Raw genomic sequence first — 15565 nt, forward strand, 5'->3', positions numbered from 1 at the left:
GGTGGGCCGGGTGGTGCGGTCCACGCTGCCCGGACGGCTGTCACCTGCCCGTCACATCGGCCGCCGGCCCGGTGACGCGGGTCAGCGGGCGCGGGGCGCCGCCCGCTCGGCCGCCGGCCGGCGTACCGGGGTGTCCCGGCTGGCCTGCCGGATCGGCCCGAGGGTCTCGTCGAGCAGGGCGGTCATCGTGGCGGACGGCTCCAGCCGCAGTTCCCGCCGCAGCAGGTCCCGGTAGACGTAGAACGCGTGCACGGCTTCGAACGCGTTGCCCTCGGCGAGGTGGATGCGCACCACCAGGCGGTGCGGTGTCTCGCGCAGCGGCTCGGCGGCCATCGCCTCCAGCGCCGCTTCGAGGGCCTCGCCGTGCCGGCCCGCGGCGAGGTAGTGGTCGGCCAGCCCTTCCAGCATGTGCAGCCGTAGCTGCCGCAGCCGCTCGCGTTCGGCCAGCACCCAGTCGTCGTACCAGCCGGGGAGCAGGTCGTGGCGGCCGGCGGCGAGCGCGGCGGCGGTGCACGGGTCGTCGCCGTCGCGGACCCGGGCGGCGGTGCCGACGAGCGCGTCGACGTCGACCCGGACCACCGGGTCGAGCCGTACCGTGTCGCCGCTGGTGATCAGCGGGCAGCAGGGGTCCTGCCGTAGCCGCCACAGGGCGGTGCGCAGGGACGACAGGGCGCGTTCCTCGGGGGCGTCCGGCCACAGCAACCCGGCCAGATGGCTGCGGGTGGCGCCGGGGCGCAGGCCGACCAGCGCGAGGACGCGTTGCAGGCCGCGCGGCACCACCACCGGGGTGTCGCCGTGCAGCAGCCGGAACCCGCCCAGCAGGTGCAGCCGGATGGGCGCCGCCGCGCGGCGCCCGGCGGTCGGCATGGACGGATCGACGGCCACGGCGTACCCCCTGCGGAACGCTCGTCGGAGAATCCTCGACTGGTGTTCCCGGCGCGGCTGCCCATACCCCGGTGTCGGGGCGCTGTGCCGCGGCGCGGCGTCGCGCGTCACGGCCGCCGGGCTGACCGTGACGAAGATTATCAATCACGGTCACTCTGAGTCAATGGACTGGTCGTGGTGTCGACAGCTGCGAAACCCGTTATGAACTGCGCATAGTCGCCTCCGGTCGCGATCACTCCACAGCGGATGCACAGCTAGCGTCAACGCACCGTCACCGAAGCGCGAGCTTTGGCGCCGGACGGTGACGCGGCGGTGACGCCGATGGGGACAGGGTGACGCCAGTCGTCCGGCTCGGTCGGCGTCCGGCGCGAACGGCGCCCGACGCCGTGGGGGGAGGCCCATCCATGGACCGTTCGTTGATCGTCGCGAAGGTCGACCCGACCGCCGAGGCGCGCGTCGCGGAGATCTTCGCCGAGTCCGACGCGACCGAGCTGCCCCGCCTGGCCGGGGTCCGGCACCGGTCGCTGTACCGGCTGCACGACCTGTACGTGCACCTGCTCGAGACGGAACTGCCGGGGGAGGGCGCGGTGGCGGCGGCCCGGGGCCACCCCGAGTTCGCCCGGGTGAGCGACCGGCTGCGCCCGTACGTCTCGCCGTACCTGCCGACGTGGCGGGAACCGCGCGACGCGATGGCCCGCTGCTTCTACCGGTTCGACGCCCCCGGGGCGGGATCGTGACCGCCACGGCGCCCGGCGACGAGCAGCTCTGGTCGCGCTGCGCCGGCTGCGCCAGCCTGCTCTACCGCAAGCGGCTGCGGCGCAATCTGGACGTCTGCCCCGAGTGCGGCACGCACGCCCGGCTCGACGCGCCCGTACGGCTGGCGCAGCTGGTCGATCCGGGGTCGTTCGCCGCCCTGCCGGACCGCGCCGCCGCGGTGGACCCGATCGGCTTCGTCGACGTCCTGCCGTACCCGCGCCGCCTCGCCGCGGCGCGGGCCGGCACCGGGCTGGCCGAGGCGGTCGTCTGCGGCACCGGCGCCGTCGGTGGCCACCCGTGCGCGCTGGCGGTGATGGACTTCCGGTTCCTCGGCGGCAGCCTGGGTTGCGCGGTCGGGGAGCTGATCACCCGGACCGCCGAACGGGCCGTCGCCGAGCGGGTCCCCCTGGTCCTCGTCACCGCCTCCGGTGGCGCCCGGATGCAGGAGGGCGTCCTGTCGCTGATGCAGATGGCCACCGTCAGCCAGGCCATCGCGGCGCTGCGGGAGGCCGGTGTGCCCAGCGTCAGCGTCCTCACCGACCCGACGTACGGCGGGGTCGCCGCCTCCTTCGCCACCAACACCGACGTGGTCATCGCCGAGAGCGGCGCCCGGATGGGCTTCGCCGGCCCCCGGGTGATCCGCCAGGTCACCGGCCGGGACCTGCCCGACGGTTTCCAGACCGCCGAGTTTTTGCTGCGGCACGGCCAGGTGGACATGGTGGTGCCCCGGCACGCCCTGCGCGGCCGGCTCGCGGCGCTGCTCGCCACCACCGGTGGGGGCGAGCAGCGCGGGGCACGTCGCCGCGTACCCCGGCCGGAACGCCCACCGGTCGACGCGACACCGGCCGGCGTGCCCCACGGCGGCGAACGGGACGCCTGGGAGACGGTCCGGCTGGCGCGGCATCCGGGCCGGCCGACCACCCTGGACTACCTGGAGTCGGCGTTCGACGGCTTCGTCGAGCTGCACGGCGACCGGTTGGGCGCGGACTGCCCGGCGATCGTCGGCGGCCCCGCCCACCTCGGCGGCCGGCCGGTCATGGTGATCGGCCACCAGAAGGGACACACCACGGCCGAGCTGATGGCCCGCAACTTCGGGATGGCCAGCCCGGCCGGGCACCGGAAGGCGCTGCGGCTGATGCGCCTCGCCGCCCGGTGGGGCCTGCCCGTGGTCACCCTCGTCGACACCCCGGGCGCCGACCCGGGGGTGGGCGCCGAGGAGCAGGGCCAGGCGGCCGCGATCGCGGAGAACATCCTCACCCTCACCACGCTCCCCACGCCCGTCGTCGCCGTCGTCACCGGCGAGGGCGGCAGCGGCGGCGCCCTGGCCCTGGCGGTCGCCGACCGGGTGCTGATGCTGGAACACGCCGTCTACTCGGTGATCAGCCCCGAGGGCTGCGCCGCGATCCTCTGGCCGGACCGGTCCGCGGCGCCGCAGGCCGCCCGGGCGTTGCGGCTGACCAGTGCGGACCTGCGCCGCCTCGGCGTGGTCGACGCCCTGGTGGCCGAGCCGGCGCCGGCCGCGCACCAGGATCCGTCGGCGGCCGTGCGGGCGGTGCGGGAGGCGGTGCTGGCGCACCTGCTGCCGCTGCTGGAGGTGCCCACCGCCACCCTGGTCCGCCGGCGCCGGCAGCGGTTCCGCCGCTTCGGTGCCGCGCGCCTCGGCACCCGGGTGGGTGCCCGGTGACCGCCGGGACGGCGCCGGTCGGCGTGCCCGCGACGAACGGCGGCGCGGGCGACGGACCCGCCGGTGCCGGCCGGCCCTCTGGCACCAGGGTCACGGCTGGCACCGGCGCCCCCTCCGCCGGCGGACCCCCGGCCGGCCCGGTCGCCGCCGGCACCGCCGCCGCGGCCCCGACGGGCACCACGGCCGCGGTCGACACGGCCGCGGTCGACACGGCCCCGGCCGGCGCGGTGGCCGCGCTGCGCCGGCACGTCCGGGAGCTCGTGGCCGACCTGGACGGGTCGGTGCGGCGGGTCATGCTGCGCAGCGGCGACACGGTGCTGGAGGTGGAGTGGCACCCGCCGGCGGAGAGCGTCCGGCCGCCCCCGGCGTCGCTGCCGCCCACGGTCGAGGTGTCGGCGACCGTACCGCCGGCGTCCCCGGCTGCCGGGCCGGCCCGGCACGCGGTGCGCTCGCCCATCGTCGGCACCTTCTACCGTGCGCCGGAGCCCGGCGCGGCGCCGTTCGTCGCCGTCGGCGACCGGGTCCACCCGGGCCAGGTCGTCGGGATCGTCGAGGCGATGAAGCTCATGAACGAGGTGACCGCGGACCGGGCCGGGCGGGTGGCCGAGATCATCGCCGTCGACGGTCAACCGGTCGAGTACGACCAGCCGCTGCTCGCGCTGGACCCGGCCTGAGGTGGTGGCGATGTTCGGGAAGGTGCTCATCGCCAACCGGGGCGAGATCGCCCTGCGGGTCCTGCGCGCCTGCCGTGAGCTGGGCATCCGGACCGCGGTCGTCTACTCCACGGCGGACGCCGACTCGGCCGCGGTGCGCCTCGCCGACGAGGCCGTCCGGATCGGACCGGCCGCGAGCCGGCGCAGCTACCTCAACGCCGCCGCGATCGTCGAGGCCGCCCGCCTGGTCGGCGCGCAGGCCGTGCACCCCGGGTACGGGTTCCTCTCCGAGGACGCCGACTTCGCCGAGATCTGCGCCGACAACGGGCTGACGTTCGTCGGCCCGCCCCCGCACGTGATGTCCGCGCTGGCCGACAAGTCGTCGGCCCGGGCGCTGATGCGGCGGGCCGGGCTGCCTCTGCCGCCGGGCAGCGTGGCGCCGGCGCCGACCGCCGCCGACGCCGCACGGGTGGCCGCCGAGGTCGGCTACCCGGTGATCGTCAAGGCGGCCGCCGGTGGGGGCGGGCGCGGGATGACCGTCGTGCACACCCCCGCCGACCTGCCCCGGGCGTACGCGCGGACCCGCGCCGCCGCCCAGGTCGCCTTCGGCGACGACCGGGTGTACGTCGAGCGTTACCTCACCGGCGCCCGGCACGTGGAGGTGCAGGTGCTCTGCGACGCCCACGGCAACGGGGTGCACCTGGGCACCCGGGACTGCTCGGTGCAGCGCCGCCACCAGAAGCTCGTCGAGGAGGCGCCGGCCCCGTCGCTGTCGGCCGGCACCCTGGACGCGATCGCCGACTGCGCCCTGCGCGGCGCGCTGGACGTCGGCTTCACCGGCGCCGGCACCGTGGAGTTCCTCGTCGACGCGGAGGAACGCTTCCACTTCCTGGAGATCAACTGCCGGATCCAGGTCGAGCACCCGGTCACCGAGATGATCACCGGCATCGACCTGGTGCACGAGCAGTTGCACGTGGCCGCCGGCGTCCCGCTGCGCTGGCGGCAGGAGGACATCCGCCCGAACGGCGTCGCGATCGAGTGCCGGGTCAACGTCGAGGACCCGGACCGGGACTTCGCGCCGACCCCGGGCCGGCTGGAGCGATTCGTACCACCGGGCGGGCCGTTCACCCGGGTCGACACCCACGGACGCCCCGGCTACCTCGTCGGCCCCCACTACGACTCGCTGCTGGCGAAGGTGGCCGTCTGGGCGCCGGACCGGGAACTGGCGCTGAACCGGCTGGAACGCGCGCTCGACGAGTTCGACGTCGCCGGCCCCGGAGTCCGCACCACCATCCCGTTCGTCCGCCGCGTGCTCGACCACGCCGGCTTCCGCAAGGGGCGCTACTGCACCGGCCTGGTCGACCAGCTGCTCGCCGTCCCGCCCGTCGCACCGAGGAGGAACCCATGACCGTCACCCACGGCCGCCCGCTCACCGACGACATCACCCACATCCTGGTGACGCACTGCGGGCTCGACGCCGAGGCCGCCGCCCGCGCCCCGGCCGCCTCCCTGGAGGAGCTGGGCATGGACTCGCTCGCCCTGCTCGAACTGTCCGCCGTGGTGGCCGACCGCTGGCAGGTGCGGATCCCCGAGCAGACCGGCCAGCTCAGCATCGCCGCCGTGGCGGACCTGGTCGCGCGGCGCGCCGAGCCACCCGGCCACACCGAGAACAGCATCGTCATCGCCGCGCCGCTGCCGCTGGTCTGGGACGTCACCAACGACGTGGCCGGCTGGCCGCGGCTGTTCACCGAGTACGCGGTGGCCGACATCCTGCACCGCGACGGGGACACCGTGCGGTTCCGGCTCACGATGCACCCGGACGAGAACGGCATCGCGTGGAGCTGGGTCAGCGAACGCACCGCCGACCCGGTCACCCGCGAGGTGCGGGCGCACCGGGTCGAGCCGGGCCCGTTCGAGTACATGCGGATCCACTGGCGCTACACCGAGGAGCCGGGCGGCACCCGGATGACGTGGGTGCAGGATTTCGCGATGCGGCCCACCGCGCCGGTCGGCAACGCCGAGATGACCGACCGGATCAACGCCAACAGCGCGGTGCAGCTCGCGGTCATCAAGGAGAAGGTCGAGCGGATCGCGGGGGGCCACGATGAGTGAGCAGGTCCAGGGACTGGTCGCCGCCGCCGACGTGCCCGCCGACACCCGCCGCGGTGGGGAGCTGCGGGTGCTGCTCGGCCCCCGTACCGTCGGCAGCACCTCCGGCTTCATGGGCGTCGTCACGCTGCGCCCCGGTGAGCGCGTCGCCGAGCACTACCACCCCTACAGCGAGGAGTTCCTGTACGTGGCGCGCGGCGCCGTCACCGTCGACCTCGACGACGAGGCGGTGCCGCTGGCCGCCGGCGAGGCCCTGTTCGTCCCGGTCAACGTCCGGCACCGGCTGCGCAACACCGGCACCGAGGACGCCGAGGTCGTCTTCCACCTGGGTCCCCTCGCCCCCCGCCCGGAACTCGGTCACGTCGACACCGAGCTGGTCGCGCAGCGGGGCGGGTCGTGACCGGGCGCCGCTCGGTGGTGACCGGTGTCGGGGTGGTCGCCCCCGGCGGCGCCAGCCGGGACCGGTTCTGGAAGGCGATCACCGAGGGGCGTACCGCGACCCGGCGGATCACGTTCTTCGACCCGTCGCCGTTCCGCTCCCAGATCGCCGCCGAGTGCGACTTCGACCCGGTGGCCGCCGGCCTCACCGAGGCCGAGCGCCGCCGCGCCGACCGGTACGTGCAGTTCGCGCTCGCCTGCGCCGCCGAAGCCGTCGCCGACGCGGGCCTCGACCTGACCGACGCGCAGCGCGACCGCACCGGCGTGGTGCTCGGCACGGCGGTGGGCGGCACGATGGCGCTGGAACAGGAGTACGTCACGGTCAGCGACGGCGGACGGCGCTGGCTGGTCGACGCGGCCCGCGGCGGCCCGTACCTCTACCAGGCGCTGGTGCCGAGCAGCCTCGCCGCCGACGTGGCGTGCCGGCACGGCCTGCACGGCCCCGCCCAGGTGGTCTCCACCGGCTGCACGTCCGGCATCGACGCCATCGGGTACGCCCACCAGCTCATCGCCGACGGTGAGGCCGACCTGGTGCTCGCGGGCGCCGCCGACTCACCGATCTCCCCGGTCACCGTCGCCTCCTTCGACGCGATCCAGGCGACCAGCCCGGACAACGACGACCCGGCCCACGCCTCCCGCCCGTTCGACGCCGACCGGCACGGCTTCGTCCTCGCCGAGGGCGCCGCGGTGCTGGTCGTCGAGGAGGCGGAGCACGCCCGGCGGCGCGGTGCGCACGTCTACTGCGAGGTGGCCGGGTACGCCAGCCGCAGCAACGGCTACCACATGACCGGCCTGCGCCCCGACGGGCTGGAGATGGGGCTGGCCATCACCGCCGCCCTCAAGCAGGGCCGCGTCCGCCCCGACCAGGTGTCCTACATCAGCGCGCACGGCTCCGGCACCCGGCAGAACGACCGGCACGAGACCGCCGCGTTCAAGCGGGCGCTCGGTGAGGACGCGTACCGGGTGCCGGTCAGCTCGATCAAGTCGATGGTCGGGCACTCGCTCGGGGCGATCGGCTCGATCGAGATGGCCGCGTGCGCCCTCGCGATCGAGTTCGGCGTGGTGCCGCCGACGGCGAACTGGGCCACCCGCGACCCCGAGTGCGACCTGGACTACGTCCCCAACGAGGCCCGCGAGCTGCCGGTCGACGTGGCGCTGTCGGTGGGCAGCGGGTTCGGCGGCTTCCAGTCGGCCATGGTGTTCCGCCGGGTGCCACGGTGACCGCGCGGGCGGTGGTGACCGGGATCGGCGTGGTCGCGCCCAGCGGGATCGGCGCCGACGCGCACTGGCGAACGGTGCTCGCCGGCACCCGCCGCACCGGCCCGATCACGCTGTTCGACCCGACCGGCTACCCGACCCGGTGCGGCGGGGAGGTGCCCGGGTTCGACGCCGCCGCGTACGCCGACAACCGCCGGCTCGTCCAGACCGACCGGTGGACCCACCTGGGTTTCGCGGCGACCCGGCTCGCCCTGGCCGACGCCGGGCTGCCCGACCGGGCCCCCGACCCGTACGGCTACGCGGTCACCCTGGCCAGCTCGTCGGGCGGGAACCTGTTCGGGCAGCGGGAGCTGCAACGGCTGTGGGGCGGGCCCACCCGCACGGTCGGGGCGTACCAGTCGATCGCCTGGTTCTACGCGGCGAGCGTCGGCCAGCTCTCCATCCACCACCAGTTCAAGGGACCGTGCGGGGTGCTGGTCGCCGAGACCGCGGGCGGGCTGGACAGCCTGGCGCACGCCGCCCGGGCGGTCCGCCGGGGCACCCCGGTGGTGATCGCCGGCGCGACCGAGTGTCCGCTGAGCCCGTACGCCCTCGCCTGCCAGCTGGCGTCCGGGATGCTGAGCGACGTCGCGGACCCGGAGCGGGCCTACCGGCCGTTCGACGCCGCGGCGAGCGGCTACCTGCCGGCCGAGGGCGGCGCGGTCTTCGTGGTGGAGGAGCTGGGGCACGCGCTGGCGCGCGGCGCCCGGGTCTACGGCGAGGTGACCGGGTGGGGCGCCACCCACGACGCCGTCCACACCGGACCGGACAGCGCCGGTGACCCGGCGCAGTACGCCCGGGCGATGCGACTGGCCCTGGACCGGGCGGGTGTCGGCGCCGACGCGGTGGACGTGGTGCTGCCCGACGCGCTCGGCGTCGCCCGGTACGACCGCAGCGAGGCGGCCGCCCTGCGCGCGGTCTTCGCCGACCGGCCGCCCCCGGTCACGACGGCCAAGCCGCTGACCGGGCGGGCCCACCAGGGTGGGGCGGCGCTGGACGTGGCGACCGCGCTGCTCGCCTTCGCCCACGACACGCTGCCGGCGTCCGCCGGGCCGGACGACGTGGCGCCGGGCTGCGAGCTGGACTTCCTGCGGGCGCGCCGGCGGCCCCGCAGCCGGGTCGCGCTGGTCTGCGCGCGCGGCTTCGACGGATTCAACAGCGCGCTGGTCCTGCGCGGGGCCGCGCCGACGGAGGGGAACGGCGCTGGCCCTGTGCTGGGCGCGCCGACGGAGGGGGACGCATGAGCGAGCACGGCGAGCGTCGGGCGCGGGTGGTCTTCCTGGTGCGGGTGCCGCAGGAGCGGACGGCGGCGTTCCTGGCCGCGTACGAGGCGGTGCGGCACCTGGTCGCCGGCGGGGTGCCGGGGCACCTGGTCGACCAGGTCTGCCGGTCGGCGACCGACCCGGAGCAGTGGCTGATCACCAGCGAGTGGGTGAGCCTCGCGGACTTCGAGGCGTGGGAACGCAGCCCCGAGCACCGGGACCTGGTGCGCCCGATGCGGGAGTGCTTCACCGACGCCCGTTCGCTGCGCTTCCACATCCACGCCCAGACTCCCACCCTGGCCTCCGCCTGACCCTGCGACCACGTCCCGTCCCGCGGCGCCGGCCGGCTGCTCGGCATCCGCCCGGCGCCATCGGCCATCCGGTTGGCCGGGCACGCCGTACGCACGAGGTGTCATCCGTTGGTTACGCTGTGCGGGCGTACGCGCCCGATCCTGCCCCGCGAAGTGGCTGTCGGCAATCCGGCCGGCCGCCCTTTCTGATCTAGCCATTTGCATCTAGCAATGGATCTGAGGCCTGCCGTAGGGTCTGCCGCAGCACCCCGACGATCGCTTCCTTTGGGCAGAGATGCCCAATTTTGTGCTGGGCGGTGAACGGCAGTGAGCGTGGACCCCTCGACCGACGATCCTAAGGCGACAGACCCTGGATGGGTCGATGACATTCTGTTCACCGGTCGGCCGACCGACGTTTGTCTACGTCTGCCCGACCCCGTCGACCGGGGCGCGCTGCGTCGGCTCGTCACCGAGGCGCAGGGCCGCCTCGCCGCTGCCGGGCTGCGTCCCGGTGGCGCCGCCGCGCTGCGGATGCCGCCGTCGCTGGCGTACGTGGTGAACCTGCTCGCCGCGTGGCGCAGCGGGGCCCAGGCGATCCTGCTCGACCACCGGCTCACCGACCACGAAGTGGGCCGCGCGCTGGAGCGGCTCACCCCGCAGGTGGTCGTGGCGCCGGTCCGCACCGGCGGGGGCGCGCTGCGGGTCTTCGTCGACGTCACCGAGGGCGTCACCCCGTACGCCGACCGCCCGGCGGTCAGCGGCCACGCGGTGATCCAGCTCAGCTCCGGCTCCACCGGCCCGTCCAAGGTGATCGGCCGCACCGCCGCCGACCTGGTCGCCGAGGTGCACCGGTACACCCGCATCGACGGGGTGGCGCTGCCCGGCGAGCGGATCATCCTGCTCCCGTCGATGGTCCACGTGCTCGGACTCGTCGGCGGCCTGCTCTACGGGCTGCACGCGGGCGTCGAACTGGTCCCGCCGGAGCGGCTCAGCGGCGACGCCGTGCTCGCCGCGATCGCCGCCGACGACACCCCGGCCACCGTGCTCGGCGTGCCGTTCCACATCGGACTGGTCGCCTCCACCCGGCCGGACCGCCCACTGCCGCAGTTCAAGCGGATGACCACCGGCGGGGAACTGGTGCCGGCGGCCGTCGCCCGCGCCTTCACCGACCGGTTCGGCGTGCCGCTGGGCAACATGTACGGGATGACCGAGGTCGGCGTCATCGGCACCGACCTGTACGGGCGGCACCGGCCGTCGATCGCGCCGGCCCCCGGCATCGAGGTGCGCGAGGTGGCCGGCGAGCTGTGGGTGAGCTGCCCCGCGTCCCCGTACGTCGGGCTCACCGACCACAGCCGCTGGTCCGACGGGTGGCTGCACACCCGGGACGCCGGCACCGTCGACGCCGACACCGGCCTGGTCACCGTGCGGGGCCGGCTCGACTCGCAGGTCTCCGTCGGCGGCATGAAGGTCGACCTGACCGAGGTGGAGGCAGCCGTCGCCGACCTGCCCGGTGTCGCCGCCGCCGTGGTGGTCTGGGACGACGGCATCACCGCGTACGTGCAACCGGACGGGCCGCTGTCGGAGGAGGTGCTGGACAAGCTGCTCGCCGAGCGGCTGGCCGGCTACAAGCGCCCGCGTACCCTGCGCCTGCTCGATCAGCTGCCGCGCACCACCACCGGCAAGCTGGTCCGGTCGACGGACGCGCTGCGGACGGCGGCGACGCCGTGACCGGCCCGCTGCACCGCCCCGACGGCCTGCCCGTCCCGCCCGACCGTCTCCTCGACGACGACCTCCACCGGACCCCGCACGCCGGCGACCGCGACCGCCAGCACCAGGCCGGTGGCGGCGCACGGATGACCGACCCGGACGGTGGGGTTTCCCGGCACCGGCCGCAGCAGCGGCCCGGCACCGTCGGGGGCGGGCATGCGCCGGCGCAGGCCACCGTCGCGCAGCCCGATGCCGAGCGCCTTCCCGACGGCCTCCTTCGCGGTCCACAACCTCAGGAAGTCCCGCTCCCGTCCGCACGGGAGCCGGCCGGCGAGCCAGGCCGCCTCGGTGGGGTCGTACCAGCGGCCGGCGAGGCCCAGCGCGGGCAGCGGCCGGCACCACTCGGCGTCCACGCCGACCGGCCCGCCCGCCCGCACGGCGACCACCACGACCCCGTCGGTGCGGCTCACGCTGGCCGGCACCTCGACCGGCCCGGAACCGCCGTCCCCGGCGGTCGACGAGCGGACCGACGGCCCTCCGTCCGGCCGGCGACCCACCACGAACTCCGCCTCGGGGCGGCCGAGCAGCGCGGCGGCGGCCCGGCGCAGCAGCCGCCCGGCGGGGGCCGGCCGACCGCCGGCGTCCCCGCCGACCCACACGTACACGGTGTCCCGACCGGGCACCGGTAACTGGCTCACGGAGAGAGGTTAACCATGAGGACCGAGGTCCGCGCCTTCGTCATCGAGCAGCTCGCCGACATGAACTACGACGTGGAGGACATCGACGACGACACCACCCTCGGCCCGTCCGGGGTGGACCTGGAGTCCCTCGCCCTCGCCGACCTGGCCGTCCGGGTCGAGGACCGGTACGGGCTGAAGTTCGCCGACGACGAGTCGGAGAAGCTGGCCCTGATGACGGTCGGCGAGTTCACCACGATGGTCGCCGACCGGGTCGCCGGGGCGACGAGCGACCAGTCCTGATGGCCGGTCAGCCCGACCTGGGGCGAGCTGACCTGGTGACCATGCTCGCCGAACTCACCGGCCGACCGGCCACCGACGTGCCCGAGCGCATCGGCTCGATGGAGCTGGCCTGGCTCGTGCACCTGGTCGAGCAGCGCTACGACCGGCGGCTCGACCTCACCGACGACCAGCTCGCCGGGATCCGCACCGTCGACGACGCCCTGGCGGTCTTCCGGACCTCCCTGACCGTCGCCGCCGATGGCTGAGCCGGCCCACGTCCGGATCACCGCCGTGCACGCCACCAGCGCCCTCGGCAGGGGCGCCGAAGCGCAGTTGGCCGGCGTGCTCGCGGGCGTCCCCGCGTTCCGCCCGGTACGCCGGTTCGACACCGGGCCGCGCCGGGTCGACGCCGCCGCCACGCTGCCCGACGCCGGCGACCTCGCCGACGAACTGGCCGAGGCGGTGGAGACGGCGTGCCGGTCCGCCGGGCTCGACACCGGCCGGCGTGCCGGGGCGGCCCTGCTGCTCGCGGTGCACGGCGGGGCGGACGTGCCGGCGCTGGCGGCCGACCTCGCCACCGCCACCGGGTTCCCGGACGTGCGGACGTACACCACGGCCTGCGTGTCGGCGACCAGCGCGGTGGCCGACGCGGCGGCGCTGATCCGGCGCGGCGACGTCGACCGGGCCGTGGTCGCCGCGGGCTACCTGGTCGAGCCCGACCAGTACGCGCTCTTCGACGCCGGCCGGGCCCTCGCCACCGACACGGCGGTCCGCCCGTTCAGTGCCGGACGCACCGGGCTCCTGCTCGGCGACGGCGTCGCGGCGGTCGTCCTGGAACGCGCCGACGTGGCCCGGCGACCGGTGGCGGACCTGCTCGGCTGGGGCCGCGCCGGTGACGCCTTCCACCCGTGCCAGCCGGAGCCGACCGGGCGCGGCCTGGCCCGCGCGGTCACCGCCGCGCTGAACCGGGCGGGGCTGTCGGCGGACGACATCGGATACGTCAACGCCAACGCCACCGGCACCGGGTACAGCGACGCCGCGGAGGCGGCGGCGCTGCGGGCCGCGCTGGGGCCGGCGGCGGAACGGACACCGGTCAGCTCCACCAAAGCCCTGCACGGGCACGCCCTGGAGGCCTCCGGGCTGCTGGAACTGGTGGTGACCGTGCTGGCGGTGCGGCACGGCAAGCTACCGGTCAACGCCGGCTGGCTCGGTCCCGACCCGGACTGCCCGCTGGACGTCATCCGGGACGCGCCACGCCCGGCCGCCACCCGGTACGCGCTCACCCTCAACGCCGCCTTCGGCGGCGCCAACACCGCCCTGCTGGTGGGTGCCGCATGACGGGAGCGACCGGCCGCATGACCGGAGCGACCGGCCGCGGGGCCGGTGCGGCGCCGGTGCCCGGCGGGACGGCACGTCCCGCGCCGGCCGTGCGCGCCGAGGCGGCCTGGCCCGAGCCCGGGGACGGCGCGCCGCCGCCGCTGCCGGGGTTCGTCCACTCGGCGTTCAACCCGCTGGTCGCGGCCGTCGCGGACCGGTGCCTGACCCGGGCGTACGGGCGGGCACCGGCGCCGGACGGCGAGCGGACCGCGGTGGTGCTGGTCAGCGCGACCGGCGACGAGGCCAGCGCCGGTCACGTGCGCGCCACCGTGGCCGGCGGTGGGCGGCCCGGACCGTTGTTCTTCTTCCAGTCGGTGCCGAACAGCGTGGCCGGGCACGTGGCCGCCCGCTGGGGGCTGGGCGGGCCGGTGGTCTGCCTCGCGCCGGCCGGCGACCCGCGTGCCGCCGGGCTCGCCGAGGCCGACCTGCTGCTGCACGACGGCGACGCCGACGCGGCGTTGCTGGTCCTGATCGAGACGGCATCGGACGGCGGTGCGGACTCAGCCGTCGCGATGTTGCTGGGGGGAGGAGAATCATGAGGACCAGAGGACTACGCGGCGTGCTCGCCGCCGACGAGCTGATCGGCGCGGGCAACGTCCTGGCCCGGGTGCTGGCGCACGGCGCCGACCCGGACGGGCCGGGCCTGACGTTCGACACCGCGGTGGACGGGCACCCCGCCGAGACGCCACTGACTCTGGGACGGCTCGACGAGCGGGTCGCGGCCCGCGCCGCGTGGCTGCACGAGCGCGGGATCGGCCCGCGGGATCCGGTGGCCGTGTGGGCCACCGCCGCCGCCGACATGGTGCTGAGCTACCTCGCGCTGACCCGGCTCGGCGCCATCCCGGCGCTGATGAACGGCCGGCTGCGGCCGGAGATCGCCGCCGAGTACATCCGCCGGCTGCGCGGCGTCGCGGTGCTCGCCGACGACGCGCACACCGCGCTGCTCGCCGGGCACGACCTCGGCGTGCCGGTGCTCGGTACGCCCGCCGACGCCGGCACCGGCGACCCGGCGGCGGCGCCCGCCCACTACCGGCACCATGCCGACGACCCGGTCGTCGTCACCCACACCTCCGGCACCACCGGAGTGCCGAAGGCGGTGCTGCACTCGCACGCCAGCCTGTTCGCCGCGACGCGGCACCTGCTCTCCATGCCACAGGCGCAGGGCACCAGCCGGATCCTCAACGCGCTGCCCGCCCCGCACACCGCCACCGTGCTCATGGTCAACCAGGCCCTCGGCAACCGGGCGGAGATGTTCCTCCTGTCCGACCAGGGCGGTGAGCGGGTGCTCGACGCGATCCAGCGCTGGCGCCCGGACGGAGTGTTCGGCTTCTCCGTCACATGGGCGGAGCTGGCCCGGTTCGACCTGTCCGGGTACGACCTGGAGTCGGTGCGGCTGTGGTTCAACACCGGCGACTCGTCGCACGAGCCGCACATCCGCCGCCTGGTGGCGGTCGGCTCCCGGGACGTGATGACCCGCGCGGGCGTCACCCGGGTGCCGGGGTCGGTGTTCATCGACGGCCTCGGCTCGTCCGAGATGGGGCACTCGATGTTCCACGTCACCCACACCCGCGACACCGACCGGTACGGCCGGTGCATCGGCCGCCCGTACCACTTCACGAAGGTCGCGGTGCTGGACGCGAACGGCGACCCGGTGCCCACCGGCGAGGTGGGCTGGCTGGGCATCGACTCGCCGTCGCTGTTCCGCGGCTACTGGAACGACTCGGCGACCACGTACCGGTTCCGGCAGCGCGGCTGGTACCTGACCGGCGACCTGGTGTACGCCGACGCCGACGGCCGCTACTACCACCTGGACCGCGCGGTGGACTCGGTCGACGCCGGCGACGGGAAGCGCTTCTACACCGCGCTGTCGGAGGAGCGGATCCTCGCCGCCTGCCCCGACGTCACCGACTGCACGGTGGTCATCGTCGCCGAGGACGGGCGGGTCGTCACCGACGTGCTGCTGGAACTGGCGGCCGGCGCGGACGGGGCCGAGGACCGCACCGAGCGGGTTCGGGTCGCGCTCGGCGCCGACGTCGGCGCGACCCTGCGCCGGGTGGTGCCGGTCCGCTCCGACGACATCCCGGTCACCGTCACCGGCAAGGTCCGCAAGGTCGCCCTGCGGGAGCGCTACCTCAGCGAGGCGGCCTCGTGAGCGCGAGGAGTGAGCCGGGGTTGCGAGCCCCGCAGT

At 75.6% G+C, this 15565-nt stretch carries 17 protein-coding genes; 15 read left to right on the forward strand and 2 right to left on the reverse strand.

Features of this window, described 5'->3' with window-relative positions; genetic code table 11:
- Positions 1–81: 81 nt before the first annotated feature.
- Positions 82–885 (reverse strand): AfsR/SARP family transcriptional regulator, encoded by an 804-nt coding sequence (locus tag ACN26Y_RS20700; protein ID WP_155331888.1) that lies wholly within the window; start codon positions 883–885, stop codon positions 82–84.
- Positions 886–1289: 404 nt separating this feature from the next.
- Here ACN26Y_RS20700 and ACN26Y_RS20705 point away from each other — a divergent pair, with 404 nt between their 5' ends.
- From ACN26Y_RS20705 to ACN26Y_RS20750, 10 genes are all read left to right on the forward strand, one after another.
- Positions 1290–1622 carry a TcmI family type II polyketide cyclase gene (locus ACN26Y_RS20705; RefSeq protein ID WP_155331889.1) on the forward strand — a complete coding sequence of 111 codons (333 nt, stop codon included), beginning with the start codon at positions 1290–1292 and terminating at the stop codon, positions 1620–1622.
- Complete coding sequence (locus ACN26Y_RS20710) at positions 1619–3325, forward strand: acetyl-CoA carboxylase carboxyltransferase subunit alpha (RefSeq protein ID WP_155331890.1); 1707 nt, start codon at positions 1619–1621, stop codon at positions 3323–3325. The genes ACN26Y_RS20705 and ACN26Y_RS20710 overlap by 4 nt, the downstream gene beginning before the upstream one ends.
- The gene (gene accB, locus ACN26Y_RS20715; protein WP_230688674.1) at positions 3322–3999 is read left to right on the forward strand and encodes an acetyl-CoA carboxylase biotin carboxyl carrier protein; all 678 of its coding nucleotides are present in this window, start codon (positions 3322–3324) and stop codon (positions 3997–3999) included. The genes ACN26Y_RS20710 and accB overlap by 4 nt, the downstream gene beginning before the upstream one ends.
- 10 nt (positions 4000–4009) lie before the next feature.
- Positions 4010–5386: an acetyl-CoA carboxylase biotin carboxylase subunit gene (locus tag ACN26Y_RS20720; RefSeq protein ID WP_155331891.1), complete on the forward strand. Its 1377-nt coding sequence runs from the start codon at positions 4010–4012 to the stop codon at positions 5384–5386.
- The gene (locus ACN26Y_RS20725) at positions 5383–6090 is read left to right on the forward strand and encodes an SRPBCC family protein (protein WP_422733317.1); all 708 of its coding nucleotides are present in this window, start codon (positions 5383–5385) and stop codon (positions 6088–6090) included. Before ACN26Y_RS20720 ends, ACN26Y_RS20725 begins: the two co-directional genes overlap by 4 nt.
- Complete coding sequence (locus ACN26Y_RS20730) at positions 6083–6487, forward strand: cupin domain-containing protein (protein WP_155331893.1); 405 nt, start codon at positions 6083–6085, stop codon at positions 6485–6487. The genes ACN26Y_RS20725 and ACN26Y_RS20730 overlap by 8 nt, the downstream gene beginning before the upstream one ends.
- Positions 6484–7746, forward strand: a complete 1263-nt coding sequence (locus tag ACN26Y_RS20735; RefSeq protein WP_155331894.1) for a beta-ketoacyl-[acyl-carrier-protein] synthase family protein — start codon at positions 6484–6486, stop codon at positions 7744–7746. Before ACN26Y_RS20730 ends, ACN26Y_RS20735 begins: the two co-directional genes overlap by 4 nt.
- Positions 7743–9026: a beta-ketoacyl synthase N-terminal-like domain-containing protein gene (locus tag ACN26Y_RS20740; RefSeq protein ID WP_155331895.1), complete on the forward strand. Its 1284-nt coding sequence runs from the start codon at positions 7743–7745 to the stop codon at positions 9024–9026. The genes ACN26Y_RS20735 and ACN26Y_RS20740 overlap by 4 nt, the downstream gene beginning before the upstream one ends.
- Positions 9023–9355: an antibiotic biosynthesis monooxygenase family protein gene (locus ACN26Y_RS20745; protein WP_155331896.1), complete on the forward strand. Its 333-nt coding sequence runs from the start codon at positions 9023–9025 to the stop codon at positions 9353–9355. Before ACN26Y_RS20740 ends, ACN26Y_RS20745 begins: the two co-directional genes overlap by 4 nt.
- Before the next feature lie 306 nt (positions 9356–9661).
- Complete coding sequence (locus ACN26Y_RS20750; protein WP_155331897.1) at positions 9662–11062, forward strand: class I adenylate-forming enzyme family protein; 1401 nt, start codon at positions 9662–9664, stop codon at positions 11060–11062.
- Here the strand turns inward: ACN26Y_RS20750 and ACN26Y_RS20755 are convergent.
- On the reverse strand, positions 10990–11739 hold the full coding sequence (locus ACN26Y_RS20755; RefSeq protein WP_422733318.1) for a 4'-phosphopantetheinyl transferase family protein: 750 nt from the start codon (positions 11737–11739) through the stop codon (positions 10990–10992). The two genes, ACN26Y_RS20750 and ACN26Y_RS20755, sit on opposite strands and share 73 nt — an antisense overlap.
- A 15-nt stretch (positions 11740–11754) precedes the next feature.
- On the opposite strand from ACN26Y_RS20755, the gene ACN26Y_RS20760 reads away from it, so the two are divergent.
- Genes ACN26Y_RS20760 through ACN26Y_RS20780 form a run of 5 tightly spaced genes read left to right on the forward strand, consistent with a single transcriptional unit; the run spans position 11755 to position 15529 of the window.
- A complete protein-coding gene (locus ACN26Y_RS20760; protein WP_155331899.1) occupies positions 11755–12021 on the forward strand; it encodes an acyl carrier protein in 267 nt (88 codons plus the stop codon).
- Positions 12021–12266 carry an acyl carrier protein gene (locus ACN26Y_RS20765; RefSeq protein WP_155331900.1) on the forward strand — a complete coding sequence of 82 codons (246 nt, stop codon included), beginning with the start codon at positions 12021–12023 and terminating at the stop codon, positions 12264–12266. The genes ACN26Y_RS20760 and ACN26Y_RS20765 overlap by 1 nt, the downstream gene beginning before the upstream one ends.
- Positions 12259–13338: a beta-ketoacyl-[acyl-carrier-protein] synthase family protein gene (locus tag ACN26Y_RS20770; protein ID WP_155331901.1), complete on the forward strand. Its 1080-nt coding sequence runs from the start codon at positions 12259–12261 to the stop codon at positions 13336–13338. The genes ACN26Y_RS20765 and ACN26Y_RS20770 overlap by 8 nt, the downstream gene beginning before the upstream one ends.
- Positions 13339–13355: 17 nt before the next feature.
- Positions 13356–13916, forward strand: coding sequence for a beta-ketoacyl synthase chain length factor (locus ACN26Y_RS20775; RefSeq protein WP_422733319.1), 561 nt, complete (start codon positions 13356–13358; stop codon positions 13914–13916).
- A complete protein-coding gene (locus ACN26Y_RS20780; protein WP_422733320.1) occupies positions 13913–15529 on the forward strand; it encodes a class I adenylate-forming enzyme family protein in 1617 nt (538 codons plus the stop codon). Before ACN26Y_RS20775 ends, ACN26Y_RS20780 begins: the two co-directional genes overlap by 4 nt.
- Positions 15530–15565: the final 36 nt, after the last annotated feature.

Source organism: Micromonospora sp. WMMD558, assembly GCF_049315255.1.
In the GTDB taxonomy this organism is placed as follows: domain Bacteria; phylum Actinomycetota; class Actinomycetes; order Mycobacteriales; family Micromonosporaceae; genus Micromonospora.

What these genes read in the sequence shown, in the direction of transcription:
- ACN26Y_RS20705 (WP_155331889.1), top strand. Translation starts at nt 1,290, where the DNA reads ATGGACCGTTCGTTGATCGTCGCGAAGGTCGACCCGACCGCCGAGGCG.
- ACN26Y_RS20720 (WP_155331891.1), top strand. Translation starts at nt 4,010, where the DNA reads ATGTTCGGGAAGGTGCTCATCGCCAACCGGGGCGAGATCGCCCTGCGG.
- ACN26Y_RS20725 (WP_422733317.1), top strand. Translation starts at nt 5,383, where the DNA reads ATGACCGTCACCCACGGCCGCCCGCTCACCGACGACATCACCCACATC.
- ACN26Y_RS20730 (WP_155331893.1), top strand. Translation starts at nt 6,083, where the DNA reads ATGAGTGAGCAGGTCCAGGGACTGGTCGCCGCCGCCGACGTGCCCGCC.
- ACN26Y_RS20745 (WP_155331896.1), top strand. Translation starts at nt 9,023, where the DNA reads ATGAGCGAGCACGGCGAGCGTCGGGCGCGGGTGGTCTTCCTGGTGCGG.
- ACN26Y_RS20760 (WP_155331899.1), top strand. Translation starts at nt 11,755, where the DNA reads ATGAGGACCGAGGTCCGCGCCTTCGTCATCGAGCAGCTCGCCGACATG.
- ACN26Y_RS20765 (WP_155331900.1), top strand. Translation starts at nt 12,021, where the DNA reads ATGGCCGGTCAGCCCGACCTGGGGCGAGCTGACCTGGTGACCATGCTC.
- ACN26Y_RS20770 (WP_155331901.1), top strand. Translation starts at nt 12,259, where the DNA reads ATGGCTGAGCCGGCCCACGTCCGGATCACCGCCGTGCACGCCACCAGC.
- ACN26Y_RS20775 (WP_422733319.1), top strand. Translation starts at nt 13,356, where the DNA reads ATGACCGGAGCGACCGGCCGCGGGGCCGGTGCGGCGCCGGTGCCCGGC.
- ACN26Y_RS20780 (WP_422733320.1), top strand. Translation starts at nt 13,913, where the DNA reads ATGAGGACCAGAGGACTACGCGGCGTGCTCGCCGCCGACGAGCTGATC.